Consider the following 25,012-nt stretch of genomic DNA (forward strand, 5'->3'; position numbering starts at 1 on the left):
TGTTAATAGTTATAATCCTAAAGCTCCTAATCTACGAATAATGTCTAAATAGATTTGCGGTATATCCACATCCCCAATATTTTTACGGATGACATCGGTAATACCAGCATGTGAGATACCCTGAGAAGCATGAATATGTTTAAAGTTTGCTCCCCAAACTGCACTTTCTAATGGGACCATCCCATCATTTTCACCTACCAGTCGCCTCAGGTATTTAAAACTCAAAGCATAGAACAAATCATCTTGTGGCTTAGTCATTGTCGAAGCAAAGCTCTGATAAAATACATTGTCCATATTGGGGTTGAGCTGGTTGAAAACACGCATTTCTTTTACACTGAGATCTCGAATTAGTTCGATTGGTGCGGGAGATTGCCCTCCAAATAAGAAAGAAAGACGTTGGATCAGTTTTTTTGTAACAGAATCTCTGGATAGATGTTTTTCCATTAGATAGTCTGCTATTGGTGTTCCTAAGTGTGGTGTGGATATTGTGCTTAAGGAGGCTACCATTTGATGTCCCTTTAGCGTTGAAATAAAATAGCGGGCGTCGATCCCTCCTTTAGAATGCGCGATGAGATTAAATTTAGTGGCACCTGTTTTTTCTGCAAGATCTGACAGATTTCTTTTCAGCATCTGTGCATTGTTAGCCACGCTGCCCCAACCATCGGTCTTGCCATAAAAAAATGAGATATTGTTTTTTTTGAAAGTCTTGGGGATCCTGCCCCAAAATAAACTGTTATCCCCAGCAGCCGTGCCGTGGATCAATATGATGGGATATCTTAATGTAAAGGCAGTCATTGAGTTTTTTTATACATCTTCATCCATCCAATAGGTTTTGCAAATCAGCTTTATCTTGCTCTTTTGATAATGATTTTAAGGCTTTTTCTGCTATTTTTTGATCTGGATTGATTATATGAACAGGTTCTATAATTAAGCTATTCGACTCATTCTCATTAAAGGGCTAGTCTATTGTCAGGTCCGCCAATAAGTCCCGTCGACATATTCGAGCAAATCTACCAGTCCCTGAGGGATTGCCGGAAATGCTTCCTGGAGTTTCGCTAGATCTATTTTGCTTGCACCATGTTTAATCCGTTCAAAATGATCCCAGGTTTCTTCACCACCATTACTATAGTATGCTTTCTTTAAACCAGATAAATAATTGTCTACTATTTTCATTTGCTTTTCTTCTTGTTTGTGAATTTAGTCAAACTTGATGATAGAATAAAAGTAAATTGTAGTGTATTTCCTTTTCTGTCTGCTTTTTATAACGAACCTAAAATTTTAAAATCTCGGAGGAAAGCGAGAAAAAGATTGTTGTGGAAAGTTAAAAATGTTTTGTTAATAATTCATTAAATGGTTAATTTAATGAAAATTTTCAATTATGAAATCTAATCGCCTATTTATTTTCCTTGTTGTTTTTCTAACAACGGTAGCTACTCCTGTATTTAGTCAACAAAATTTTAACTTTTCATTTGATCAACCGATTATAAATCCCTGGTTCAAGGTTGGGGATACGACGGCTTTTAAGAGTGGTATAGATCACGATACGTATTATAGTGCAAAAGGAGCACTTCGGATTGAAAGTATAAAGAAGAACAGCGCTTTCGGAGGGATTATGATGTGGTTACCATCAAATTTAAAGGGGGATTCCATTGAAGTGTCTGCGATGATCAAGCGTGAGAATATCATCGCAGGGTCTTATGCGTCGATGATGCTACGGATCGATCCCAAAGTCTTTTTCGACAATATGGCTAACCGCCAAATGAATGGGACAAAAAACTGGGAAAATATTAAGCTGAAAACTAAATTGGTGCCAAACCAGACCGAAGGGATATCCATTGCATTTTTTCTTTCTGGGGAAGGTAAGATGTGGGTTGATGATGTGCTCATTACTGTAGATGGTAAGGATATTACCAAAGAAGTAGGAATGTTTGTGCCATTTGCGAAAGGGATCAGTGAACCTGCAAGTTCGGGGATTTCTGATTTTAATACTACGCCCGAGATTGATCAACGCTTAGTGGATTTAGGGAGAATATGGGGTTTCCTGAAATATAGACATCCCGCTGTGGCGCAAGGAAAATATGATTGGGATCAGCAGTTGTTTAAGTCCATTGACGCTATTATTAGAGCAAAGGATAATAAATCTGTTGAGGCTCATTATGCGATGCTCTTAGACAGTCTCGGTGCCACGGCCAACTATGCCAAGCCACAGCTTGAAAATGTGGTTCATGAAGTAGATTATACCTGGATTGATTGTCTCTCTTTTAACAATGATATCAAGAATAAATTAAGACGTATTCGCTACAGTAATTTTGATCAACATCATTATTTTGGTTTTGCTGGAGGTGCTGGCAATGTTCTTTTCAAGAATGAAAAAAAATATGAAAATGTATTTTCTGCAGATGCGGGGTTTCGTTTATTGGCGCTCTTTCGCTTTTGGAATATGATCGAATATTTTTCCCCCTATAAACATCTGACGGATCCGAAATGGGATGCTGTTTTAAAGACCGCTGTGCCCGAAATGATCCTGAGTCGGGATGATCGTTCTTATGGCCTTTCACTTCTCAAGATGGTATCCCAGGTAAAAGATGCACATACCGGACTCTGGAGCATGCCCAAAGGACTGATAAATTATTATGGCAAGTACCGTATGCCGGTGGAGATCCGAATGATAGAAGGAAAAGCTGTGGTAACTAAAGTTTTTGATAGTGAGAAATCCGGAGATAAACTTAGCATAGGAGATGTGCTCATCAGTAAGGAACATAAAAAGATTGAAGAAATCAGAGATTCGCTTTGGGCTTATATGAGTACACCGAATGAAGCTGTAGCCAACCGTGATCTGGCGCGAAAGCTTGTGACAAGCAATAGCGAGATTGTGCCCTGTGAGTTAGTGCGTGATGGCCGGCCGATTAAAGTAGATATTGCTGCGATACCCTCTAGCCAAATTAAACCTGCTTCAAGAGATACCGTGCCTTTTAAGATGCTGGACAATAATATTTTGTATATCAATCACAGTTTACTGCGTGCTAAGATGATCACAGAAAATATGGCAAACTGGAGCAAGGTAAAAGGTATTGTGATTGATGATCGCAATTATCCCGGTGATTTTTTAGTATTCAAGCTTACACCCTTGTTGTTGACCAAGCCTACTGATTTCGTTCGTTTTAGCAGTACGAGCCTTCAATATCCCGGCACTTTTGTAATGAGCAGCCCATTACAAGTTGGGGAGAATACCAATGATTGCTATCAGGGGAAAGTGGCTATTCTGGTCAATGAAGATACCCAGAGTTCTGCGGAATATCATGTGATGGCTTATCAGGCAGCTTCCAATGTCAAGGTTTTCGGATCACCGACAGCGGGTGCTGATGGCAATGTCAGTTCCATAGAGTTACCGGGCAATCAGCGGACAATGCTTTCCGGACTGGGGATATATTATCCCGATCAACGTGAAACCCAGCGTGTAGGTATTAAAATTGATGAGATTGTCAAACCGAGTATCAAGGGGATTCGCGAAGGTAGGGATGAGGTAATGGAAAAAGCATTGGAGTATCTAAGTCAATAGATTAGCCCTTCCATAGGATGGTTGTTATTGAGGTATTATACATTTAAAGTCAGACATGCTAAAGGAAATTATTTTTTAATTTATTTACTAAAATATTTAGTATATTGTTTGTTTTTTTGCTATCTTTGTATTGCTCACTTACAGAAGTAATACCAATAAAATAAACAATTATGTTGTCCGATCAAACTTTAGTATCCGATATAAAGGCAATTATTGCGCAGTCCAAAGATAATGCGATTCGTGCTGTCGATCATCAGCGCACATTGATGTACTGGCATATTGGCCAACGTATTTTTGAACAGGAGCAGGAAGGTAAGGATAGAGCGGATTATGGGAAATACATCATAAAATATCTTTCAGCAGAATTACAGCCTGAGTTTGGTAGTGGTTTTTCGTATAGACAGCTAAATTGGTACCGCCAATTTTATCGCACATTTCCAATTGTGTCTACACTGTGGACGCAATTGAGTTGGAGCCAGTATAAGCTGCTTTTAAGTCTTAATAGCGAGGAACAGCGGGAGTTTTATATTGCCGAAACCATAAAGAATAATTGGACAGTCAGACAGCTTGAGCGGCAGATTAATACTAATCTATATGAACGCCTGCTGCTTAGCAACGATAAGGAAAGTGTACTGGCTGTAGCAAAAAAGGAAAAGATGCCTTCTGATGCGAAGGAGATTATCAAAGATCCAATGGTACTGGAATTTTTGGGTTTGAAACGCGAAAGCGCTTACTATGAGAAAGATCTTGAGGGAGCCATTATTGCCCATCTTCAAGAGTTCTTACTCGAATTAGGAAATGGCTTCTCATTCGTCGCTAGACAAAAACGTATCCATATCGAGGGCGATGAGTTTTTCGTTGACCTGGTCTTTTACAACCGTCTGCTGCAAAGTTTTGTGATCATTGAAATTAAAACCCATAAATTAACGCATCAGGACATCGGTCAATTGCAGATGTATGTCAATTACTATGATCGTATAGAAAAACTTCCCCACGAGCATCCGACAGTTGGCATCTTACTTTGTGCCAGTAAAAACGATGCGGTCGTCAAATTTACCCTTCCGGAAGACCAAAAGCAGATTGTCTCCAGTCAATATGAGCTTTATTTACCAACAGAGCAACAGTTGCTGGATGAGGTAAATAAAGAGTTGGATAGTTTTGTAGGTAAAGGTGACGCTGAGTAGATTTTTCAAGCGTCTATACGGCGCCATTTAAAGATATTTTAAATGCGTCAAACGGGGTTAATTTATCAGTATTGGGGGATGAAATGACAGTGGTTCCGCTTTTTTCATTTTTATTTTTCTAACATAGATTATTTTGTACATTTGTATCGAATAAAATCGAAATTGAAATGGCAGAAACTGTACAACCAAGAGGTCCAAAGACAACTGATAATAATGCGAACCAAACTCATTACTACAAAACATTGGTAGTAGCGATCGCTTTAGGTTTAATAGGTACATTTATCCGTTTTGTACCGGATGTATGTACGGCATTGGGCCAACAAACTTTTTTGTTTTCCGCAATAGCTAATATTGCTATGATCGTAGGTGCACTTATCGCATTCAAAACCGTTTTCGGAATTTTGGGATTTGGAAAAAACCGTGACTAATTAAAAGTAAACTAAGATATTTGAAAGCCCCAGTTTACTGGGGCTTTTTTATTTTAATCCTTTTTTTAAACTCAAGTTCATTGTTGACGATCCCGTCCCGTTATGCTTTCATGATCTACAAGGCACAAAAAAGGCCTCACAACGGTGAAGCCTTCTTTTGTATGATTATCGCAGACTACGCGAAAAGAGACCAAGTAGACCAAGGAATACGTGAAAGAATCAAAATCAAACCGATGATATAGAAAATAACAACCGTTTGGTTTGCTTTTTTTGCATTTTCAATCTTTTTAGCTTTAGAGTAACCAATTGTAATCAATACAATAGCAATGATCATGGTTAAAGGGTGTTCGATGATTTTAAAACGTAATGTCGGATCTTTCATTACGGCGCCAGAGATCATCGATGGATACTTTAAATAAAAGAATAAGATCAATCCCACCAATAATTGAATATGCGATGCAATGAAACCCAATAAAGCAATTTTACGGTTGTACGGTTTGTTGCCTAAATAGTTTGATAGGGTGATCACGATCGATATCACCAGGGCTAGCAATAATACAATTGCTATAGTCGAGTGTAAGTGTAACATAAAAGCTCTCTTTATTTATTTCCTAAGTTAGCAAAGATAAAAATATAATGAATGTATTTATCAAAAATCATTGTTCGAGCAGAAATACCTCCGCTATTGGATTAAATAAGTACATGCGTTTGCTACTCAATTCCATGCACTTATAGCGTTTTCTTATTTTTTCAATACGTTGAAATGAGCGACCATTTTGCAACCTAAAGAAATGACCATCCTCTAGGGATTCCACCGTAAGGGCACTGGTTTTGACGGTATCGTATGATTTTAAGGTTCGAAACAGGTGAAGGTCCGTGCAGCTCGAAGCCGCAGGATTTTCCATATAACGATGAATAGCACTGCTGATATCGGTAGGAAAAATATTCAATTTAAGGAAGGGTTCCATCAGTTCCTTGAAATTATTTTTCCACTCTGTACCATGTGGCTTGACACGATGCTGATGTTTATTCCATGTTTGTAAATGCGCAAATTCATGGATCGTCGTAATCAAAAATGAATAGGAATTTAAGTCATGGTTGACTGAGATGCGGTGCGGGCTTCCTCTAAACGGCGCACGGTAATCTCCTAGCTTGGTACTCCTTGACCGAGAGATCTTAAATAAACAGCGGGTATGATTAATCCAGTTGGATATAATCGGCGCTGCTTGTTCGGGCATGTATTTTTTGAGCGTAGCACTATAATCTTGCATGCCATAAAAATAGGATTTATTCATGTCAATAGTGCTGAATGAGAACATTCTTTTGTCAAAAAAAGAATGTTGTTACTAAAAATAATAGTTTTATTTTCCGTTTTTGCTTGGATAATTGATATTATTTTTAGTATTTAGTGCTTGTAAATGTCAAAATTGAGAAAGTCGGTAAAGAGAATTTATGTTTTTTTAAAATAAAACATATTGAAATTGCCTGAGTTTTAGGTAAATTACCTACAGAAAGGTTCATAAATATAGGATCCGATTGAGGACGGTTTTTCCTCCAAACTGTAAAATAGACCTGCAAGAATATGCTAGATACCTTACATATTAGAAATTATGCGCTCATCAACGAATTGGAAATCCAATTTGATAAAGGTTTAAATATGATTACCGGCGAAACCGGTGCCGGTAAATCTATTATCATGGGCGCATTATCGCTGATCTTAGGAAATAGGACCGAAGGGAAGCATTTTTTCGACCCAACCAAGAAATGTGTGATAGAAGGGGAATTTAAAGTTGGGTCTTATCAGCTACTTGGTTTTTTTGAGGAAAATGATCTCGATTACGCGGACCACACCATTATTCGAAGAGAAATCTCGCCCGATGGTAAATCTCGGGCATTTATTAATGATTCACCGGTCACACTGGCGATCCTCAAAGCTTTAGGTGAGCAGTTGATTGATGTGCATTCGCAACATGCAACATTGCAGATTAATACAGAAGATTTTCAGTTCCTTGTAGTCGATAGTGTTGCAGGTTCATTTGGCCTCAAGCAAAATTATCGAGCGAGCTTTTTCGCTTACAAGAGGGCGAAAAAAGAACTCGAAGAGTTTAAGGAAATGGTCAAGAAAGCCGCTATTGAGCAGGATTATTTTCAGTTTCAATTTGATGAGCTTGATGCCGCCCGATTGGTGGCAGATGAGCAGGGACAACTCGAAGTACAACAGCGGCAGCTGGAAAACGCAGAAGATATCAAGCGTGCATTAACTGGTGCGTCACATCTATTGGTAAATGAAGATACGGCAGTTTTAAGCCGTTTAAAAGAGGCGATGAGCCAAGTGGAAGGTATTGTTTCATTTCTGCCTGAGGCGGCAGATTTGGCTGCACGATTAAAGAGTACATGGATTGAGCTGAAGGACGTCGCAGCAGAGCTGAGTTCGCTTGAAGAGGATACCCAAATCGACGAAGGTACTTTGTTGGAGATCAATGAACGCTTGAGTTTATTATATTCTTTACAGAAAAAACATCATGTGGACTCCGTTGAGGAGCTGATCAAATTACGCGATGATTTAGAATCCAAACTGTTTGCTATAAATTCCTCGGATGAGCAATTGGAGCGACTGGAGAAAGAAGTAGTTGCTAAATTAGCTATTGCTCAAAATAAAGGAAAAGAACTCTCAGCAGCCAGAAAGAAAGTCTTGGATTTAATCGCAAAAGATGTACAGGCTACTTTGTCAAATGTAGGGATGCCCAATGCATTGTTGCAAATTAATCTCGAGCCATTGAAGGAAGGGGATATGCGGGAATCGGGAATAGATTCAATACAGTTTTTATTTTCGGCCAATAAAGGACAGGCATTGCAATCCATTCATCGGGTTGCCTCTGGCGGAGAGCTCTCCAGGGTGATGTTGGCCATTAAATCCCTGGTTGCAAAAACCTCTGCATTACCGACCATTATTTTTGATGAAATCGATACCGGAATCTCTGGAGAGGTAGCGTTGCGTGTGGGGGAGGTGATGGAAAGCCTTGCAGAGAACATGCAGGTCATTGCTATTTCCCATTTACCCCAAATCGCAGCTAAAGGTGCTGCACATTATAAAGTGTATAAGGAAGATAAAGCCAATCGGACAATCTCTAACATTGTTCGATTAGATCAAGAAGGGAGGGTCAAGGAAATTGCTCAGATGCTCAGTGGTACCAATCCAACAGACGCGGCACTTGAACATGCAGAGTTATTACTGAAAGGATAGCTACTAAATAAAAAAGGTCTTAGNNCTAAGACCTTTTTTATTTAGTTTCCACCGTTATCGGCATCCGTTAATGTTACTTTTACTAACATATTGTCCGGACGGACTGGTTTATTGTCGCTACCCACATAATCAGCATAGAGATATACTTTACCAATTTTATACTCCACGCGATAATTATAAGGGCCGATAGCTGAAGGAATGTTAATGAAATAATTTGGATCATTATCAAATGATACAGCTACTCCCACGTGTCCGTAGTCGAAATATTTTGCATCTAATTCGGGAAAGTCCAATTCATTTGAGAAAGAATATCCGGTTTTGTCAACTCCCCAAGAAGAGGAGACTACCTTCGTATTAAAAGTTACTCCCGGTAAATAGTTTGTAACGTATTCTTTCTTACAAGAAGAAAATGAAACCAAGGCTGCGGTTCCAATTAATGCTGCTAATAAAAGTCTTTTCATATTGTTCGTGTTATTTGTGACAATTTTATTATAGGACGATAAAATAGTGCGAAAGTTTAACGCCAACTTTCTTTACAACAAAAAATGCACCATAAAGGTGCATTTTATTGAAATTATTTTTGATACAGCTAAAGCTTACTTCTCAGCGGTGTCTTTCGAAGACTTCGAATCTGAGCTAGAAACCTCAATATCTTTGGTTTCCGGATTAATGCTCACGGTCAAAACTGAACCAGTTTGCACATTTCCTTTGAGGATTTCTTCTGCAATCGGATCTTCGAGATATTTCTGGATTGCTCGTTTTAATGGACGTGCACCAAAATTACTGTCATAACCTTTGTCCGCAATGAAATCTTTTGCCTCATCTGTCAAATTGATCGTATAACCCAAATCAGCGATACGTTTGAACAATGACCTCAACTCAATATCAATGATTTTGAAGATATTCTCTTTTGTCAATGAATTGAACACAATCACATCATCAATACGGTTCAAAAATTCTGGAGCAAAGGCTCTTTTCAAAGCGGTTTCGATAACTCCACGTGAATGCGCATCAGATTGTTGTGATTTTGCCGCAGTGGTGAAACCAACACCCTGACCAAATTCCTTCAATTGGCGTGCACCAATATTTGAAGTCATAATGATTATGGTATTTCTGAAATCCACTTTACGGCCTAAACTATCTGTCAGTTGACCCTCGTCCAATACCTGTAGCATGAGGTTAAACACATCTGGGTGAGCTTTCTCAATCTCATCCAATAAGACAACCGCATATGGTTTACGACGTACTTTTTCAGTCAATTGACCACCTTCTTCGTAGCCGACATATCCTGGAGGCGCTCCAACAAGTCGAGATACCGCGAATTTTTCCATGTACTCACTCATGTCAATTTGGATCAGCGCATCTTCTGTATCAAACATAAATCGCGCTAATTCCTTAGCCAACTCTGTTTTACCGACACCAGTAGGACCTAAGAAGATAAACGAACCGATTGGCTTTTTAGGATCCTTCAAACCCGCACGTGTACGTTGTATAGCTTTCACCAATTTACCTACAGCGTCATCTTGACCAATGATTCTTCCCTTCATCAACTCAGCCATATTCAACAGTTTTTGACTGTCTGTTTGACTAACACGTTGTACTGGAATACCTGTCATCATGGCCACTACTTCAGCAACATTTTCTTCCGAAACAGTATAGCGTTTAGACTTCGTCTCTTCTTCCCAAGCGATTTTTTCTTTCTCGAGCTCCTCGATCAATTTTTTCTCCGTATCACGCAATTTGGCAGCCTCTTCGTATTTTTGACTACGAACGACTTTGTTCTTTTCCAATTTGACCTCTTCAATTTTATTCTCAATGTCAATAATGGACTGCGGTACATGAATATTGTTTAAGTGCACGCGAGAGCCTGCCTCATCCAAAGCATCAATAGCCTTATCTGGTAAGAACCTGTCTGTAATGTAACGTGTTGTTAACGACACACAGGCTTCAATCGCTTCTGGAGTGTAGGTCACGTTGTGGTGATCCTCATATTTCTCTTTGATACGATTCAATATTTCAACTGTTTCGTCATGTGTAGCCGGTTCAATCGTTACACGTTGGAAACGACGGTCCAAAGCACCATCTTTTTCAATGTATTGACGATATTCGTCCAATGTTGTTGCACCAATACATTGGATTTCTCCTCTTGCCAAGGCTGGTTTGAACATATTGGAAGCATCTAACGATCCTGAAGCGCCACCTGCACCAACGATGGTGTGAATCTCATCGATAAATAAGATGACATCCGGTGATTTCTCCAGTTCATTCATAACCGCTTTCATACGTTCTTCAAATTGACCGCGATATTTCGTCCCGGCAACCAATGAAGCTAGATCCAATGTAACTACACGCTTATTGAAGAGTACACGCGATACCTTGCGTTGGACAATGCGAAGCGCAAGTCCCTCCGCAATAGCTGATTTACCAACTCCCGGTTCACCGATTAACAACGGATTGTTCTTCTTGCGTCGGGATAAAATTTGAGACACACGCTCAATCTCTTTTTCGCGACCTACAATAGGATCCAATTTACCCTCTTCGGCAGCTTTGGTCAAATCACGGCCAAAGTTGTCCAATACTGGAGTTTTGGATTTAATATCCGAAACTTTTTTAGGTTGGATATATTGATCATCCTCTGCAAAATCATCATCGCCGGTAGGAGAGCCCGGAGCTTCGTCCTTGATCGTCGTTCTATTTTGCTCAACTTCAGATTTGAAGATGTCGTAAGTCACATTGTATTGTTGTAAAATCTGAGAAGCAATATTATCTTCATCCCGTAAGATAGCCAATAATAGATGCTCCGTTCCGATGATATCCGATTTGAATATTTTAGCTTCCAAATAAGTGATCTTCAAAACTTTTTCAGCCTGTTTTGTTAATGGCATATTGCCAATAGGTGCTCGTGAAACCGATGCCCCCTTCACTGCGTCCTCCACAGATTGACGTAGTGCTGCCGTGTCAATGCCTATGTTTTTAAGGATCTTTATCGCCATTCCATCGCCTTCACGAATCAATCCAAGCAATAAATGCTCTGTTCCTATATAATCGTGACGCAATCTTAAAGCTTCCTCTCTACTGTACGATATGACATCCTTTACGCGCGGTGAAAATTTTGCTTCCATTGAATACCTTTCTGTTTTATATTAAGGATATATAAATGTAGTAAATTCTGCATTTCAAACCTTAAAATTATTTTAAATAATGTCATCAACAATTAAGCCATGACCGTTATACGTCCAAAATGTCAGTATAAAAGATTACATTTGTATGTTAATATAACAAGAGTTTTCGAATTTTTTTAAATTTTATGTCAGACGAGAAGATCATTTTTTCGATGGCGGGTGTCAACAAGATCTATCCGCCTCAAAAACAAGTTTTAAAAAATATCTATTTATCTTTTTTCTATGGTGCGAAGATCGGCGTGATCGGTTTGAATGGATCAGGTAAATCTTCCCTATTAAAAATTATCGCTGGATTGGATAAGTCATATCAAGGCGAGGTGGTGTTCTCCCCTGGTTATTCTGTGGGTTATTTAGCGCAAGAACCTCAATTGGATCTTGAAAAGACTGTTCTTGAAGTGGTACAGGAAGGTGTTGCCGAAATTACAGCCATCTTACAGGAATACGAAGAAATCAACGAAAAATTTGGCCTGCCTGAGGTTTATGAAAATGCCGATGAGATGGACAAATTGTTGGCAAGACAAGGTGAACTTCAGGATATCATTGATGCCACTAACGCTTGGGAAATCGATTCGAAATTGGAAAGAGCAATGGATGCTTTACGTTGCCCCGAACCAGATGCGAAGATTGTCAATTTGTCAGGTGGTGAGCGTAGACGTGTAGCATTATGTCGCTTATTATTGCAGGAACCAGACGTATTGCTCTTAGATGAGCCGACCAACCACTTGGATGCCGAGTCGATCGATTGGTTAGAACAACATTTAAAACAATATAAAGGAACTGTCATCGCCGTTACCCACGACCGTTATTTCTTGGATAATGTTGCTGGATGGATTCTTGAATTGGATCGCGGTGAAGGTATTCCCTGGAAAGGAAATTATTCTTCTTGGTTAGATCAAAAAGCAAAACGTCTCGCGCAGGAAGAAAAGCAGGAAACCAAACGTCAAAAAACCCTGGAGCGTGAGCTGGAATGGGTACGTATGGCACCGAAAGCACGTCACGCTAAATCGAAAGCACGTTTGCATAACTATGAAAAATTAGCTTCTGAGGAAACGAAAGAACGCGAAGAAAAATTGGAATTGTTTATTCCGCCGGGGCCACGTCTGGGGAACTCTGTCATTGAGGCAACGAATATCTCCAAAGCCTATGGCGATCGCATTTTATTTGAGAACTTAAGCTTCATGTTGCCGCCGGCAGGTATCGTAGGGATCATTGGACCAAATGGTGCGGGTAAAACAACTTTATTCCGCTTGATCACAGGACAGGAAACGCCGGATACAGGTTCTTTCAAAGTCGGGGAAACAGTGAAATTGGGCTATGTGGACCAAATGCACCACGACCTCGATCCGGAAAAATCGGTTTGGGAAAATATTACGGGTGGCAGCGACAATATGATGTTGGGTAACCGCTCGGTGAACTCAAGAGCTTATGTTTCCAAATTCAATTTTAACGGTGCTGATCAACAAAAGAAAGTAGGTGTGCTTTCGGGTGGAGAACGCAATCGTGTTCACCTGGCTATCACGCTTAAAGAGGGATCAAATGTACTCTTGCTCGATGAGCCGACCAATGATATTGATGTAAATACCTTGCGGGCACTGGAAGAAGGCTTGGAGAACTTCGGCGGTTGCGCTGTTGTGATTTCCCACGATAGATGGTTCCTGGATCGTATTTGTACCCATATCCTTGCTTTTGAGGGCGATTCACAGGTTTATTTCTTCGAAGGTAACTATACTGAATATGAAGAAAACCGTAAAAAACGCGTGGGTGATGTAACGCCACATCGTATTAAATACAAAAAATTAGTTAAATAATAGAAGTGGATCATGGAGAGCGGAAGGCTTTTGGCTGCTATAATAGACCACGCTATTGATGGAATAATAACCATAGACAACAGGGGGAATGTGGAAAGCATTAACCCTGCTGCCTTGGAATTGTTCGGTTATCAGGCTGAAGAGGTAATCGGACACAATATATCCATGTTAATGCCTGAACCTGATCGTGGCAATCACGATGGTTATCTACATAATTACCAAACCACAGGCCACAAGAAGATTATCGGAATCGGCCGCGAAGTGATGGGCTTAAAGAAAAATGGAGAAACATTTCCATTTCGCTTAGCAGTCAGTGAGGTTTGGTTAAAAGATAAGAATATCTTTACAGGCTTTATTCACGATTTATCGCGTGAGAAAGCTGCCGAGGATATGCTCAAGCAACATGCTGCCGAACTTGAGCATAAAGTCAGTGAACGTACGCGCGATCTGATCTCCTTGGTGTCCGAACTTGAAAAGGCGAAGGCAGAGGTTTCTAAATCCTTGGAAAAAGAAATTGAGCTTAGCCAACTAAAATCACGTTTTGTGTCTATGGCTTCGCATGAGTTTCGTACGCCTCTAAGCTCCGTCCAGCTTTCAGCTTCGCTGATTGAAAAGTATGCCGAGCGACCGGATGATAAAACTAATATCATTAAACATACCAATAAAATCAAAGGTGCAGTTCAATTGCTGACCAGCATTCTGAATGATTTCCTATCCTTAGAGAAACTGGAAGCTGGTATCGTTGTCATGAATAAGCAATACATCAATCTGGTCGAATTGGCGGAAGAGATTACCGAAGAAATGCAATTGATCTGTAAGAAAAATCAGCATATTGTATACCAACATACGGGAGAAATTGGACATTTTACCTTAGATCCAAATCTGTTGAAAAACGCTTTGGTCAACTTAATTTCCAATGCAATCAAATATTCCGGAGAAGACACATTGATCGAATTTACAACCTGTATTGACGACGAAGGCTGCTTAATATCCGTGAAAGACAATGGTATTGGTATACCCGAGGAAGATCAAGTACATTTGTTTGAGCCTTTTTTTAGAGCACATAATACAGGTAATATCCCTGGTACAGGATTAGGCCTGAATATCGTAAAACGGTATATCGAATTGATGGAAGGTCAGATGGAATTTGAATCGGAAGTACATAAAGGAACTTCATTCCGCGTGCGCTTCAAGGAGAGCGTTGTTGATAAATAGAGGCAAAGCATAAAAGGGTCTAAAACATAAAAAGGACAGAATAAATAATTGCAGATGAGAAATAAAAAGACAATTCTAATTATTGAAGATAATATTGATATCCGAGAGGGGACTACCGAAATATTGGAGTTGACAGGAAGGTATGATGTCATTACTGCCGAAAATGGACGTGTTGGAGTCGACCTGGCGACAAGACATATACCTGATCTGATTCTCTGTGATATCATGATGCCTGAATTAGATGGTTATGGCGTCTTATTTATGTTAAGCAAAATTGAAAGTACAGCCAAAATTCCGTTCATTTTTCTGACCGCCAAAGCGGAACGCGCAGATATGCGCAAAGCGATGGAGATGGGAGCAGATGATTATCTGACCAAACCTTTTGATGATGTTGAATTGATGAATGCAATAGATGTGCGCCTCAAAAGACATGAGCAGCTGGCAGCAGATGTTTCGCAGGAAGATGATTTGAGTTTGAGTGCTGAAGAGCAGGTATTATTGCTACATGAACTTCTCGCTAATTCACGCGTGAAAACCGTGAAGAAAAAACAGTCTATTTATGAAAAAGACGATTCGCCAACATATGTCTATTTTGTGAAATCTGGACAGGTGCGCAGTTTTAAGTCTTATAAAGATGGACGCGAGCTGTCTACGGGTATTTTTATTTCAGGAAATTATTTTGGCTATGCCTCGATTTTGTTGAATGATAATTATGAAGACTACGCCGAAGCAGTTGAGCCAAGTGAAATTGTCTTGATACCAAAAGACAGTTTTCTGGAGCTGTTATGGAAAAAGCCTGCAATAGCCAGTAAATTTATTAAGCTTCTTTCTGTCGATTTACGGGAAAAGGAAGAACAATTGCTTGGCTTTGCCTATCATTCTGTCCGTAAGCGGGTCGCAAACGCGTTGATCAGTGTTGCTGAAAAAAGTGGAATCAATATAAACGAGGTCAATGCATGTACAATTGACGTGACACGGGATGGTCTGGCTTCAATTGCAGGGACAGCCAATGAAACTGTTTCCCGTATGCTCTCTGATTTTAAAGAAGAAAAATTGATTTCAAAAGAAAAAGGCAAAATATACATCAATTCCATCAAGAACCTGCGGGATGTGAAGCAGTAGGTGACAGAAACGAAGATTTAAAAATCAACAAAAAAAAGGCGTGTTCAGTTTTTCTGAACACGCCTTTTTTAGTACATAACTGTTGGTATTTGCGAAATCATGCAAGTTTTTGTGAATTGTGATAAATATCATTTTAAGGTGTGGTGCTACATCATCTTTTTGCCCATATGCATAATTTACTTTTGTTCTTAGGATAAACCTTAATTGGTGATTGTAGAATCAGAATGAAAGTAGTAGTATATAATGTAAGGTCATTTGAAAAAGAGTTTTGGGCATTGGCAAATGCCAAACAACATGACTTAACTTTGATTTCAAATGGATTAAATGCGGAGACACAGAATTATGCGCGTGGAAAAGATGCGGTAGTTATTTCCGTGAGCGATATTTTGGACGAGAGCATGCTACTTAATTTAAAAGGGTTAGGGATCAATAAAATTATGACCCGGAGTAAAGATACTGCTCATATCGATTTAGTGAAAGCTGGAGATCTGCATATTCAGATTGCCAATGCGCCGTTCGAAGATCAGAGTCCCAAAGGACTGGCTGAGCAGACCGTCCGGAATCTCAACTTATGGGGAATAGAAAAATGTGTGGGTAAAGCCTGTTGTTGTCTAAACGACTGTGCAAAAAAAATAAAATAAAATGATTACATCGCAGGTTATAATGGAAGAATTGGTGCAGAAATATAATGTTGCCGCACCGCGCTATACAAGTTATCCAACCGTTCCCTTTTGGGATAATGAAGCATTTTCCCGGACGGCATGGACTAATCAAGTCTATCATACCTTTGGGCAATCGAAGGAGAAAGGAATCAGTCTGTATATCCATCTTCCTTTTTGTGAAAGCCTCTGTACGTATTGTGGCTGCAATACGCGCATTACAAAAAACCATCGCGTTGAAGAACCTTATATTGCGTCTCTTTTGAAGGAATGGGAAATGTACGTCGCTCTATTTAAAGGAGAAAGACCGTTATTGGCAGAAATACATTTGGGTGGTGGAACTCCGACCTTTTTCCACCCAGATAATTTGAGGGTACTGATTGAGGGAATCCTTAAACTTTCAGACCTGGCTCCTGATCATTCATTCTCTTTTGAAGCTCACCCCGCCAATACAACGATCGCGCATCTACAAACTTTATTCGATTTGGGATTTCGGCGCCTGAGCCTGGGAATACAGGATTTTGATCCACTTGTACAGTTTGTGATCAACCGGCATCAAACATCAGCGGAAGTGGAAGAGGTTATGCTGAATGCGCGGAAAATCGGATTTGAGTCCATTAATTTTGACCTGATTTACGGATTGCCTAAGCAGACGCTTTCGACCGTCGCCGATACCATTCAAAAGTCGATGCTGCTCGCTCCAGACCGGATCTCTTTTTATAGCTATGCCCACGTGCCTTGGATAAAACCCGGTCAACGACATTATACCGAAGCAGATCTACCGAATGGTGCGGCCAAACTTGCCCTGTATAATCTTGGGAAAAAAATGATTTTAGCCCATGGCTATGAAGATGTCGGTATGGATCATTTTGCGAAAAGAGAGGACGAGTTATTTGTGGCTTTTCAACAAGAGCGATTACATCGCAATTTTATGGGGTATGCTGATCGGTTTAGCCCCCTGTTAATCGGTATTGGCGTCTCTTCGATCAGTGATGCTTGGGGGGCTTTTGCCCAAAATGTGAAGACCGTAGAAGAATACCATAAACTTATCGACGCAGGGGTATTGCCCGTTGTAAAAGGACATATACTCAACGAGGAGGATCTTCTTGTAAGGCGTTATATCCTCGATATGATGTGTAAAGGTAAAGTGCAGTTGCCGACAGGTGCGCCGTTGAATGGGCAGATTATCGACGAATTGTCTGAACTTGTTGCAGATGGTTTAGTTTCCATAACCGGCGACTTAATTCAATGTACTGCTATTGGACGCTCTTTTTTAAGAAATATCTGTATGGCCTTTGATCAGCGATTATTGCGTTCAAAAGCACAAAATCAATTATTTAGTCAGGCAATTTAGAACGAAGGTATGGCAGAGCTAAGGGATGAAATACAACTTGCAGAAAAATGTTTCCATTGCGGCGATAAAATTGAGGAAACGGGTTATCAGCTCGATCATCATGATTTTTGCTGTCTGGGATGTCAGACCGTTTACCAAGTACTGAACGATAGTGGTATGCAGCAATATTATCGCTATAATCAGCACCCGGGTAAATCAAATAAATCCAAGCAAGAAGATTTTTCCTATCTGGATGAACCACAGATTGCCGGTAAATTAGTGGATTATAAAGATGATAAGATGACTATCATCACCTTTTATATTCCGGCTATTCACTGTAGCTCTTGTATCTGGTTGCTGGAAAATTTATATAAACTAAATCCCAACGTACTGCAGTCGCGCGTGGACTTTATGAAGAAACAGGCGAGCATTACATTCAATCACAATGAGCTGCCATTGAAAGACCTGGTTTATCTTTTGGTCAATATCGGTTATGACCCTAAAATCACTTTGCAGGATGTTGTAAAGGAAGGGAATAGAAATAATTTGAATCCTTTGGTCGCAAAAATTGCTGTTGCCGGTTTCTGTTTTGGAAATTCTATGTTATTCAGTTTCCCTGATTATTTTGGAATGGGGAGTTTTGAAAAGGAATATGCCAATTTCTTTGGTTATATAAACCTGGCCTTTGGTCTCCCTGTTTTATTGTATTGTGCATCGGATTATTTCAAATCGGCCTATTGGAGTCTGAAACAAAAGAGATTGAATCTGGATGTGCCATTAGCTCTAGGAATCCTCGTGTTATTTTTGCGATCCGCGTTTGAGGTGATCACACAGACAGGAGCTGGTTTTACGGATACACTCTGTAGTCTTGTATTCTTTATATTGATCGGAAAATGGGTACAACAACGTACCTATTATCATATCTCATTTGAACGGGATTACCGGAGTTATTTCCCCGTGGCTGTAACAGTATTGACGGAATCAGGGGACAAACCTGTACAATTAGCTGACGTTCATATCGGTGACCGTATCTTGGTTCGGAACAATGAAATTATACCCGCTGATGCCATGCTTTTAAAAGGCGATGCTGCGATAGATTTTAGCTTTGTAACGGGAGAATCAAGTCCGGTCAGTAAGACCTTAGGCGAAATTATCTATGCCGGCGGACGCCAGACGGGGGAAGCGATAGAACTTGAAGTGGTCAAACCGATTTCACAGTCCTATTTGACCAAATTATGGAATAATGAGAATTATAAAGATTATGACAAACATTTTCAAACATTTGTCAACTTTATAAGTAAATATTTTACTGTTGTTTTATTGGCTATTGCACTATTGGCTGCCTTATTTTGGGCCGTTGATGGTAGTACAAGTAGGGCTTGGGGAGCTTTTACGGCGGTATTGATTATTGCATGCCCATGTGCGCTGGCGTTGAGCTCTCCATTTACCCTTTCTGCAGCGCTAAGTATTTTTGATCGAAATAAGTTCTATGTGAAAAATACGGCCGCAATTGAGCAGATGGCAACGATTGATACTTTGGTGTTCGATAAAACTGGCACAATATCATCGCCTAAAGCAACTTCAATTTATTTTGAAGGTAGTCTTTCAGCAATTGACAAAAAGTTACTGAATGCGGTATGTAGAAACTCTAGCCATCCATTGAGCCGTGAGATTGTCAAGTGGCTGAATGTCTCTGCTGATATTTCGGTACAGGATTTTAAGAAATTTCCGGGAAAGGGGATGCAGGCTAATGTAAGTGGTAAGGAAATTAAAATCGGTAGTGCTAACTTTCTGAATATCGGTAATATTAAAACAGATGGGTCTGTGGTTTTTATTCGCATAGGTGAGGAGTTAAAAGGGTATTTTACCATGGAGCAATCCTGGCGTGATGGCCTTTCGGCGTTGATTGAAGATTTTAAAGTTGAATATGACCTTCATTTGATCTCGGGCGATAACGATAGACGCCTGGATGCGCTGCAGTTAATTTTTCCGTCAAACGCAAGTTTGCTTTTTAATCAATCACCCATGGAAAAACTGAAAACAATTCAAAATTTTCAGGTAGACGGAAAGCATGTCTGTATGATTGGTGATGGCCTTAATGATGCAGGGGCATTGCGTAAAGCAGATTTGGGCATCGCCGTGAGTGATGATATCAATAACTTCTCCCCTGGTTGCGATGCAATACTGGATGGGGAGTCGTTTTCAAAAATGCCAGATTTCTTTGCTTTTAGTAAAGATGCGGTGAAAGTAATACATATGAGCTTTGGAATATCTCTTTTATATAATGTAATTGGATTGAGCTTTGCCGTGCAGGGTATTATGTCGCCATTATTTGCAGCGATTCTAATGCCAATCAGTACGGTAACGATCATCTCCTTTACAAGTCTCATGACGAGATGGTATGCCAAACGCCGTAAACTATAGTTGTTATGGAAATAATGTATATTTTGATCGGTTGTAGTGTTTTGTTGGCTTTGATTTTTCTATGTGCTTTTTTCTGGGCAAATAAAACCGGTCAGCATAATGATACCTATACACCTTCTATACGGATTCTGTTTGATGATGAAACGACAGAAGAAGAAGATAAGGAGGGCGGCGTAACTAAAACGTTATCGTAATTAAATCAATTACTTTTTTTTGTAATTAAGGTTATTATCAATAAAATTGGGGATAAATACCAATTTGAAATAAAAATACATGCATAATAATCCATTTTCATTAAAAGATAAGGTAGTTGTAATTACGGGAGGTACAGGGATTTTAGGCGAGGCATTTGTTGAGGCTTTGGCCGAGGCAGAAGCCAAAGTCGCGATCCTTGGACGTAATGGACAAATCGGAGCAGAGCGTGTCCAACAGGTCGAGTCCGTTGGTGGCGAAGCTATATTTGTTGAAGTTGACATCATGAACGAACAGGATGTCACTCGGGCGAAAGATGAAGTTTTGCAAAAGTGGGGTAGGATAGACGCTTTAGTAAACGCCGTTGGAGGCAACATTCCCGGTGCAACAATTGGTGCCGATCAAGATTTATTCGCGAGCAATATTCAGGATACCATTAAAGCAATTGAGCTTAATCTGTATGGTACAATGATTCCTACGCATATTATTGGTCGTGTGATTGCCGAAAGCGGAAAGGGTGTCATCATCAATATATCATCCCTCACAGCCAGTCGTCCTTTTACACGTGTTTTGGGCTATACTGTGGCAAAACACGGTATCGATGGTTATACAAAATGGATGGCCACCGAACTCGCTCAGCGTTATGGCGATCAAGTCCGGGTTAATGCAATCGCTCCCGGCGTATTCTTAACCAAGCAGAACAAAAACTTATTGATCAATCCAGACGGTACTTATAGCGACCGTACCAAACGCATTCTTCATGGAACGCCCTATAACCGCTTGGGCGACCCCCGTGAGTTAAAAGGAACTTTAATCTATCTATTGAGCGATGCATCTGCCTTTGTGACGGGAGAGACTGTCTTTGTCGATGGTGGTTTTAATGCATGGTGTGGCGTTTAATTAAATTTTAAGATGAAAAAATTAGAACAAACCTGGCGTTGGTATGGGCCCAATGACCCCGTATCTTTACAGGATATCAAACAGGCTGGAGCTACTGGCATTGTTACGGCATTACATCATATTCCTCACGGTGAGGTATGGCCACTTGCCGATATTCAAGAAAGAAAACGCATTATAGAAGATGCGGGTCTTACCTGGTCAGTGGTGGAAAGTGTGACAGTACACGAGGAGATTAAGACAAAAGGACCGAAAGTGGATGAATACCTTCGGAAATATAATGAGACATTAACCAATCTCGCCCAATGTGGTATCAAAACAATCTGTTATAATTTTATGCCCGTGCTGGATTGGACACGTACACAATTGGACTTAACCATGGCGGATGGTTCAAAAGCATTGTATTTTGATTGGATTGATTTGGCACTCTTTGATATATTTATATTAAAACGTGATGAAGCTCGAGCAGCGTATCCCGAAGATGTTGTAAAACGTGCATCTTTGCGATTTGATGAAATTTCGGAACAGCAAAAAGATGAAGTGGCAAATGTTGTCTTAATGGGAATTCCGGGGGAGAAGAATGTGGAATTGGAGGCATTGAAAGCAAGCATTGATACCTATAAGCATATTGGAAAAGACGGTTTGCGCAATAATCTGGTTTATTTTCTTCAGGGAGTTGCGACAACTTGCGAAGAGAATGGTATATGCATGACGATTCATCCGGATGATCCACCATATCCGATATTAGGTTTGCCTCGCATAGCCAGTAATGGTGAGGATTTTGAGTATTTTCTGAATGCAGTTCCGCAGCAATTTAATGGCGTTTGTTTTTGCACGGGATCTTTGGGGGCTAGTCAGACCAACGATTTGCCAGCGATCTTGGAAAATATCAAAGGGCGGGTAAATTTTGTTCACTTGCGGAATGTGAAGAAAGATGCTATCGGGAGTTTTTACGAGGCAGACCATTTGGATGGTGATGTAAATATGTATAAAGTTATGAAAATTTTGGTCGCTGAAAATCAATTGAGATCTACCGCTATTCCATTCAGACCAGATCATGGTCATCAGATGTTGGATGATCTGAATAAAGTCACAAATCCTGGGTATTCTGCTATTGGAAGATTGAGAGGGCTTGCAGAATTACGGGGCTTGGAATATGGTATTATCGGTGAATAATACCAAGGGGCAAATTTAATTTGTGATCAATAACTTTTGGTCTGGACCGTTAATAAAAAAAATAGCCGGGAAATTAGAAGCGATGTTCTTCCTGTTTCTCGGCTGTTTTACTTTTAAATGCCTCTTCGAAGCTTATAGCGACTGAAATTATAAAGAAGATTTACGAATGATGAGCTGTGTCGGAAGTTCAATCGTTTCAAATTCATGCACTGGTCTTGTTTGGTTAATGGTCGCCATTAATTTATTTGTTGCTAATTCTCCAATTTCTGTTGCAGGCTGTACAACGGTGGATAGCGCTGGATTTAACGAAGCAGCAATTTGTGTGTTTGAAAAACCGATAACGGCAACTTCGGAAGGAACTTGAATCTGAAGTTCAGCCAAGATACCCAATGTTCGGGTTGTAATAATATCTGTTGCTCCAAAAATTGCATCAATATTTTTATGTTCAAGATATTCTTTGAGCAAAATCTCTCTTATTGTTTGGTCGATATCCGTGGTATTATTAAAGCTACATTCGATGTAATGCCTATTATCAAAAGGAATACCCGCATCTGATAAAGCAGATTTAAAGCCATTTAATCGTTCGGCTGCCACCCCTAAGTTCTTTCCCGTGATATGCAAAATATTTTTTTTGCCCTGTTCGATGAGGTGTTTTGTGGCGTTATATGCACCTTGGAAATTATTGACCCCGACCTTGAATGTATCAAGCTGGTGATTGATGCGATCAAAAATAACCACAGGTATCTGCGATTTTATCAGTGCTTTTAGTTCTTCAATATTTGAATCAGAAGAGACTGGAGATATCATTAAGCCATCAATACCGCGCATGCGTAAGACGTCAATACAATTTTTTTCGATCCGTTCGTCTTCCCGGCTTTGCATGAAAATAACGTCATAGACCGTCTGTTGAGAGGCTATTTGAATTCCATCGAGGATTTGTGAAACGAATGTATTGCTAATGTTGGATACAATAACCCCTATTGTATTGGATTTTCCTATTTTTAAGCTCCGTGCCAACTTATTTGGGTGGAAATTATGCTTTTTGGCATATTCCTGAACCATCTTTTTAGTCGCTTCACTTATTTCGTAGCTGTCTGATAATGCTTTGGAAACCGTCGAAACAGAAATATTGAGTGCCAACGCTATATCTTTCAGGGTAGTTCTGCTCATCGCTCTGGTGGTTATTTTAAGAAGATAAATCTACATAAAAAAATGTATAAATGCGTTTTTATCTTCATAATTAGCCATTATCTATGGTCGGCTGGGACTTCGCCAATGGATTTGATTGGCAGGATTTCCTTTTTCCAATCCCTCTTCAAAATTAAAAAGAAGTTCAACATACACGAAGCTAACCAAGGGCTTTTCGGCCCATGTAACCTATGCGAGTCCGAGTGTTTGGTGTTTTTTTGGCTATTTTTCGGTATTTCTAGGTAAGATGTCGCGCTGCGGTTCGTTTCGTTTTCGATCTTGAACCAGTCCAGAATCCATCCTGAATGGGCCTAGCGAGGGTTTAGCTAGGGCTTAGTTTCGCCCTGCGGGCAGGGTGCGGCTACCTTGAAAGTAACCTGAATCCATGCCAGACTCGGACTCAACACGGACTCAACACGGACAGAACACGGTTGCAGGGCAAATCTGCCCCGAGCATGGTACGAAGCAGGTGGGGAGGGGAGTCGAAGGTTCCCGCAAGCCCTGCGTAGCAGCCGGAGCCCTGTCCACGAGGCAGAACCCTAGTTTGCCCTAAATGAGCCATGCTTCCCCAGTAAATAAAGGAGAGTTAAGGATGCTTTATTCCTTAGTTTAGCTTTTGTTTATATTTAGCTTAGTATTAAGTTAGGTTTAGTTTAGCTCTGACCTATACTATACCTAAACAAACCCTAAGTTAACTCTAAACTAAACCTAAGTAAACAGGTAGAAAAGTATAGCTACAGAAGAAGGTATTCCGGCAGCCTGTGTTCTGCCATTGTTCTGGCTTTATCAATAGCCGGCACACCGTTTTCAATTGGGCAAAAGCAGAGCGAAGAATGCCCTTTGCATCTTTCAGGCCTAACAATACCACCTTTACTGTTCACGATACCGTTTCTCTTTCCCCGGGAAGTGGGAACACAGCAGGGTTAGCCCGGTTTCCGCGGTACGATCCAATTTCCAGCACCATTCCTTTTTCCCCAGGGAAGCCTGTGCCAAAGCCCGGTTCCCGGTATGTACGCAGCGCGCCGCGGTTCCCCTGCAATGTCCAGGTTAGATCCCGGTTCCCGTCCCCATTCTGTGCCGGATCCGGCGTTCCCAGCCTTCCGATCACCTGCTTTACAAAAAGAATATCGCACCGTTACAGGCAGTTAAGGGCAAAATGAAATAAATAAGAACAAAAGTCTTGGAAGTTTGTTAGTAAACTCCCTATCTTTGCACCACTCCGCAAGGGAGGGACGGTTACCGCGAGAGCAGGGAACCATGAAAAAAAAGAAGGATTTAAGGGAGTTTGGCAGGATTTAAAATCCCGCTGGGTTTATTTTAAACGCGGAAATCGGAAAAAGAGAAAAGAAAAAAAACTTCAGAAAGTTTTTGGAAGTTCAGAAAAGATTTCTACCTTTGCAG

Annotated in this window: 21 protein-coding genes; 13 read left to right on the forward strand and 8 right to left on the reverse strand. The window is 40.3% G+C overall.

Annotated elements, in window-relative coordinates:
• Window positions 1–9 precede the first annotated feature (9 nt).
• A complete protein-coding gene (locus tag B3P16_RS03200; RefSeq protein WP_286841388.1) occupies window positions 10–795 on the reverse strand; it encodes an esterase/lipase family protein in 786 nt (261 codons plus the stop codon).
• A gap of 174 nt (window positions 796–969) precedes the next feature.
• Window positions 970–1,173: a hypothetical protein gene (locus B3P16_RS03205; RefSeq protein WP_070567203.1), complete on the reverse strand. Its 204-nt coding sequence runs from the start codon at window positions 1,171–1,173 to the stop codon at window positions 970–972.
• Window positions 1,174–1,378: 205 nt separating this feature from the next.
• Here B3P16_RS03205 and B3P16_RS03210 point away from each other — a divergent pair, with 205 nt between their 5' ends.
• The 3 genes from B3P16_RS03210 to B3P16_RS03220 all read left to right on the forward strand — a co-directional run bounded on the left by B3P16_RS03210 (window position 1,379) and on the right by B3P16_RS03220 (window position 5,171).
• Window positions 1,379–3,559, forward strand: coding sequence for a S41 family peptidase (locus B3P16_RS03210; protein ID WP_286841390.1), 2,181 nt, complete (start codon window positions 1,379–1,381; stop codon window positions 3,557–3,559).
• A 170-nt stretch (window positions 3,560–3,729) separates the two neighbouring features.
• Window positions 3,730–4,743, forward strand: a complete 1,014-nt coding sequence (locus tag B3P16_RS03215; RefSeq protein WP_286727378.1) for a PDDEXK nuclease domain-containing protein — start codon at window positions 3,730–3,732, stop codon at window positions 4,741–4,743.
• Between the two features lie 167 nt (window positions 4,744–4,910).
• Window positions 4,911–5,171: a hypothetical protein gene (locus B3P16_RS03220; protein WP_070567197.1), complete on the forward strand. Its 261-nt coding sequence runs from the start codon at window positions 4,911–4,913 to the stop codon at window positions 5,169–5,171.
• Window positions 5,172–5,346: 175 nt separating this feature from the next.
• On the opposite strand, the gene B3P16_RS03225 is transcribed toward B3P16_RS03220, so the two are convergent.
• Entirely contained in the window at window positions 5,347–5,760 is a 414-nt protein-coding gene (locus B3P16_RS03225) for a hypothetical protein (RefSeq protein WP_070567195.1), read from the reverse strand.
• A 67-nt stretch (window positions 5,761–5,827) separates the two neighbouring features.
• Window positions 5,828–6,466, reverse strand: a complete 639-nt coding sequence (locus B3P16_RS03230; RefSeq protein WP_286752863.1) for a sprT domain-containing protein — start codon at window positions 6,464–6,466, stop codon at window positions 5,828–5,830.
• 287 nt (window positions 6,467–6,753) lie between these two features.
• On the opposite strand from B3P16_RS03230, the gene recN reads away from it, so the two are divergent.
• The gene (gene recN, locus B3P16_RS03235; RefSeq protein ID WP_286841392.1) at window positions 6,754–8,415 is read left to right on the forward strand and encodes a DNA repair protein RecN; all 1,662 of its coding nucleotides are present in this window, start codon (window positions 6,754–6,756) and stop codon (window positions 8,413–8,415) included.
• 41 nt (window positions 8,416–8,456) lie between these two features.
• Here recN and B3P16_RS03240 read toward each other — a convergent pair whose 3' ends face one another.
• Together B3P16_RS03240 and B3P16_RS03245 are read right to left on the reverse strand one after the other, a co-directional pair.
• Window positions 8,457–8,876: a hypothetical protein gene (locus tag B3P16_RS03240; RefSeq protein ID WP_046672220.1), complete on the reverse strand. Its 420-nt coding sequence runs from the start codon at window positions 8,874–8,876 to the stop codon at window positions 8,457–8,459.
• Between the two features lie 135 nt (window positions 8,877–9,011).
• Entirely contained in the window at window positions 9,012–11,537 is a 2,526-nt protein-coding gene (locus tag B3P16_RS03245) for an ATP-dependent Clp protease ATP-binding subunit (protein WP_286752861.1), read from the reverse strand.
• A 185-nt stretch (window positions 11,538–11,722) separates the two neighbouring features.
• Between B3P16_RS03245 and ettA the strand changes: the two genes are divergently transcribed.
• The 9 genes from ettA to uxuA all read left to right on the forward strand — a co-directional run bounded on the left by ettA (window position 11,723) and on the right by uxuA (window position 22,423).
• Complete coding sequence (gene ettA, locus B3P16_RS03250; protein ID WP_046672222.1) at window positions 11,723–13,405, forward strand: energy-dependent translational throttle protein EttA; 1,683 nt, start codon at window positions 11,723–11,725, stop codon at window positions 13,403–13,405.
• Between the two features lie 12 nt (window positions 13,406–13,417).
• On the forward strand, window positions 13,418–14,620 hold the full coding sequence (locus B3P16_RS03255) for a PAS domain-containing sensor histidine kinase (RefSeq protein WP_286771010.1): 1,203 nt from the start codon (window positions 13,418–13,420) through the stop codon (window positions 14,618–14,620).
• A gap of 54 nt (window positions 14,621–14,674) precedes the next feature.
• The gene (locus B3P16_RS03260; protein WP_286752858.1) at window positions 14,675–15,742 is read left to right on the forward strand and encodes a response regulator; all 1,068 of its coding nucleotides are present in this window, start codon (window positions 14,675–14,677) and stop codon (window positions 15,740–15,742) included.
• 224 nt (window positions 15,743–15,966) lie between these two features.
• Window positions 15,967–16,383 carry a lactate dehydrogenase gene (locus tag B3P16_RS03265; RefSeq protein WP_112374205.1) on the forward strand — a complete coding sequence of 139 codons (417 nt, stop codon included), beginning with the start codon at window positions 15,967–15,969 and terminating at the stop codon, window positions 16,381–16,383.
• A gap of 1 nt (window position 16,384) precedes the next feature.
• Window positions 16,385–17,755 (forward strand): oxygen-independent coproporphyrinogen III oxidase, encoded by a 1,371-nt coding sequence (gene hemN / locus B3P16_RS03270; RefSeq protein ID WP_286841395.1) that lies wholly within the window; start codon window positions 16,385–16,387, stop codon window positions 17,753–17,755.
• 9 nt (window positions 17,756–17,764) lie between these two features.
• A complete protein-coding gene (locus B3P16_RS03275; protein WP_286841397.1) occupies window positions 17,765–20,158 on the forward strand; it encodes a heavy metal translocating P-type ATPase in 2,394 nt (797 codons plus the stop codon).
• 5 nt (window positions 20,159–20,163) lie between these two features.
• The gene (ccoS, locus tag B3P16_RS03280; protein ID WP_286770258.1) at window positions 20,164–20,352 is read left to right on the forward strand and encodes a cbb3-type cytochrome oxidase assembly protein CcoS; all 189 of its coding nucleotides are present in this window, start codon (window positions 20,164–20,166) and stop codon (window positions 20,350–20,352) included.
• Between the two features lie 79 nt (window positions 20,353–20,431).
• Entirely contained in the window at window positions 20,432–21,250 is an 819-nt protein-coding gene (locus B3P16_RS03285; protein ID WP_286752854.1) for an SDR family oxidoreductase, read from the forward strand.
• Window positions 21,251–21,262: 12 nt separating this feature from the next.
• Window positions 21,263–22,423: a mannonate dehydratase gene (uxuA, locus tag B3P16_RS03290; protein WP_286841399.1), complete on the forward strand. Its 1,161-nt coding sequence runs from the start codon at window positions 21,263–21,265 to the stop codon at window positions 22,421–22,423.
• A 147-nt stretch (window positions 22,424–22,570) separates the two neighbouring features.
• Here uxuA and B3P16_RS03295 read toward each other — a convergent pair whose 3' ends face one another.
• Window positions 22,571–23,593 carry a LacI family DNA-binding transcriptional regulator gene (locus B3P16_RS03295; protein ID WP_286752852.1) on the reverse strand — a complete coding sequence of 341 codons (1,023 nt, stop codon included), beginning with the start codon at window positions 23,591–23,593 and terminating at the stop codon, window positions 22,571–22,573.
• Between the two features lie 895 nt (window positions 23,594–24,488).
• A complete protein-coding gene (locus tag B3P16_RS03300) occupies window positions 24,489–24,719 on the reverse strand; it encodes a hypothetical protein (RefSeq protein ID WP_112374201.1) in 231 nt (76 codons plus the stop codon).
• Window positions 24,720–25,012 lie beyond the last annotated feature (293 nt).

This window comes from Sphingobacterium sp. UBA7631 (genome assembly GCF_002483935.1).
Lineage (GTDB): Bacteria > Bacteroidota > Bacteroidia > Sphingobacteriales > Sphingobacteriaceae > Sphingobacterium > Sphingobacterium multivorum.

Excerpts from the sequence above, each read along its gene's own strand:
- B3P16_RS03200 (WP_286841388.1), bottom strand. The coding sequence starts at position 795 with ATGACTGCCTTTACATTAAGATATCCCATCATATTGATCCACGGCACG.
- B3P16_RS03205 (WP_070567203.1), bottom strand. The coding sequence starts at position 1,173 with ATGAAAATAGTAGACAATTATTTATCTGGTTTAAAGAAAGCATACTAT.
- B3P16_RS03210 (WP_286841390.1), top strand. The coding sequence starts at position 1,379 with ATGAAATCTAATCGCCTATTTATTTTCCTTGTTGTTTTTCTAACAACG.
- B3P16_RS03215 (WP_286727378.1), top strand. The coding sequence starts at position 3,730 with ATGTTGTCCGATCAAACTTTAGTATCCGATATAAAGGCAATTATTGCG.
- B3P16_RS03220 (WP_070567197.1), top strand. The coding sequence starts at position 4,911 with ATGGCAGAAACTGTACAACCAAGAGGTCCAAAGACAACTGATAATAAT.
- B3P16_RS03225 (WP_070567195.1), bottom strand. The coding sequence starts at position 5,760 with ATGTTACACTTACACTCGACTATAGCAATTGTATTATTGCTAGCCCTG.
- B3P16_RS03230 (WP_286752863.1), bottom strand. The coding sequence starts at position 6,466 with ATGAATAAATCCTATTTTTATGGCATGCAAGATTATAGTGCTACGCTC.
- recN (WP_286841392.1), top strand. The coding sequence starts at position 6,754 with ATGCTAGATACCTTACATATTAGAAATTATGCGCTCATCAACGAATTG.
- B3P16_RS03240 (WP_046672220.1), bottom strand. The coding sequence starts at position 8,876 with ATGAAAAGACTTTTATTAGCAGCATTAATTGGAACCGCAGCCTTGGTT.
- B3P16_RS03245 (WP_286752861.1), bottom strand. The coding sequence starts at position 11,537 with ATGGAAGCAAAATTTTCACCGCGCGTAAAGGATGTCATATCGTACAGT.
- ettA (WP_046672222.1), top strand. The coding sequence starts at position 11,723 with ATGTCAGACGAGAAGATCATTTTTTCGATGGCGGGTGTCAACAAGATC.
- B3P16_RS03255 (WP_286771010.1), top strand. The coding sequence starts at position 13,418 with ATGGAGAGCGGAAGGCTTTTGGCTGCTATAATAGACCACGCTATTGAT.
- B3P16_RS03260 (WP_286752858.1), top strand. The coding sequence starts at position 14,675 with ATGAGAAATAAAAAGACAATTCTAATTATTGAAGATAATATTGATATC.
- B3P16_RS03265 (WP_112374205.1), top strand. The coding sequence starts at position 15,967 with ATGAAAGTAGTAGTATATAATGTAAGGTCATTTGAAAAAGAGTTTTGG.
- hemN (WP_286841395.1), top strand. The coding sequence starts at position 16,385 with ATGATTACATCGCAGGTTATAATGGAAGAATTGGTGCAGAAATATAAT.
- B3P16_RS03275 (WP_286841397.1), top strand. The coding sequence starts at position 17,765 with ATGGCAGAGCTAAGGGATGAAATACAACTTGCAGAAAAATGTTTCCAT.
- ccoS (WP_286770258.1), top strand. The coding sequence starts at position 20,164 with ATGGAAATAATGTATATTTTGATCGGTTGTAGTGTTTTGTTGGCTTTG.
- B3P16_RS03285 (WP_286752854.1), top strand. The coding sequence starts at position 20,432 with ATGCATAATAATCCATTTTCATTAAAAGATAAGGTAGTTGTAATTACG.
- uxuA (WP_286841399.1), top strand. The coding sequence starts at position 21,263 with ATGAAAAAATTAGAACAAACCTGGCGTTGGTATGGGCCCAATGACCCC.
- B3P16_RS03295 (WP_286752852.1), bottom strand. The coding sequence starts at position 23,593 with ATGAGCAGAACTACCCTGAAAGATATAGCGTTGGCACTCAATATTTCT.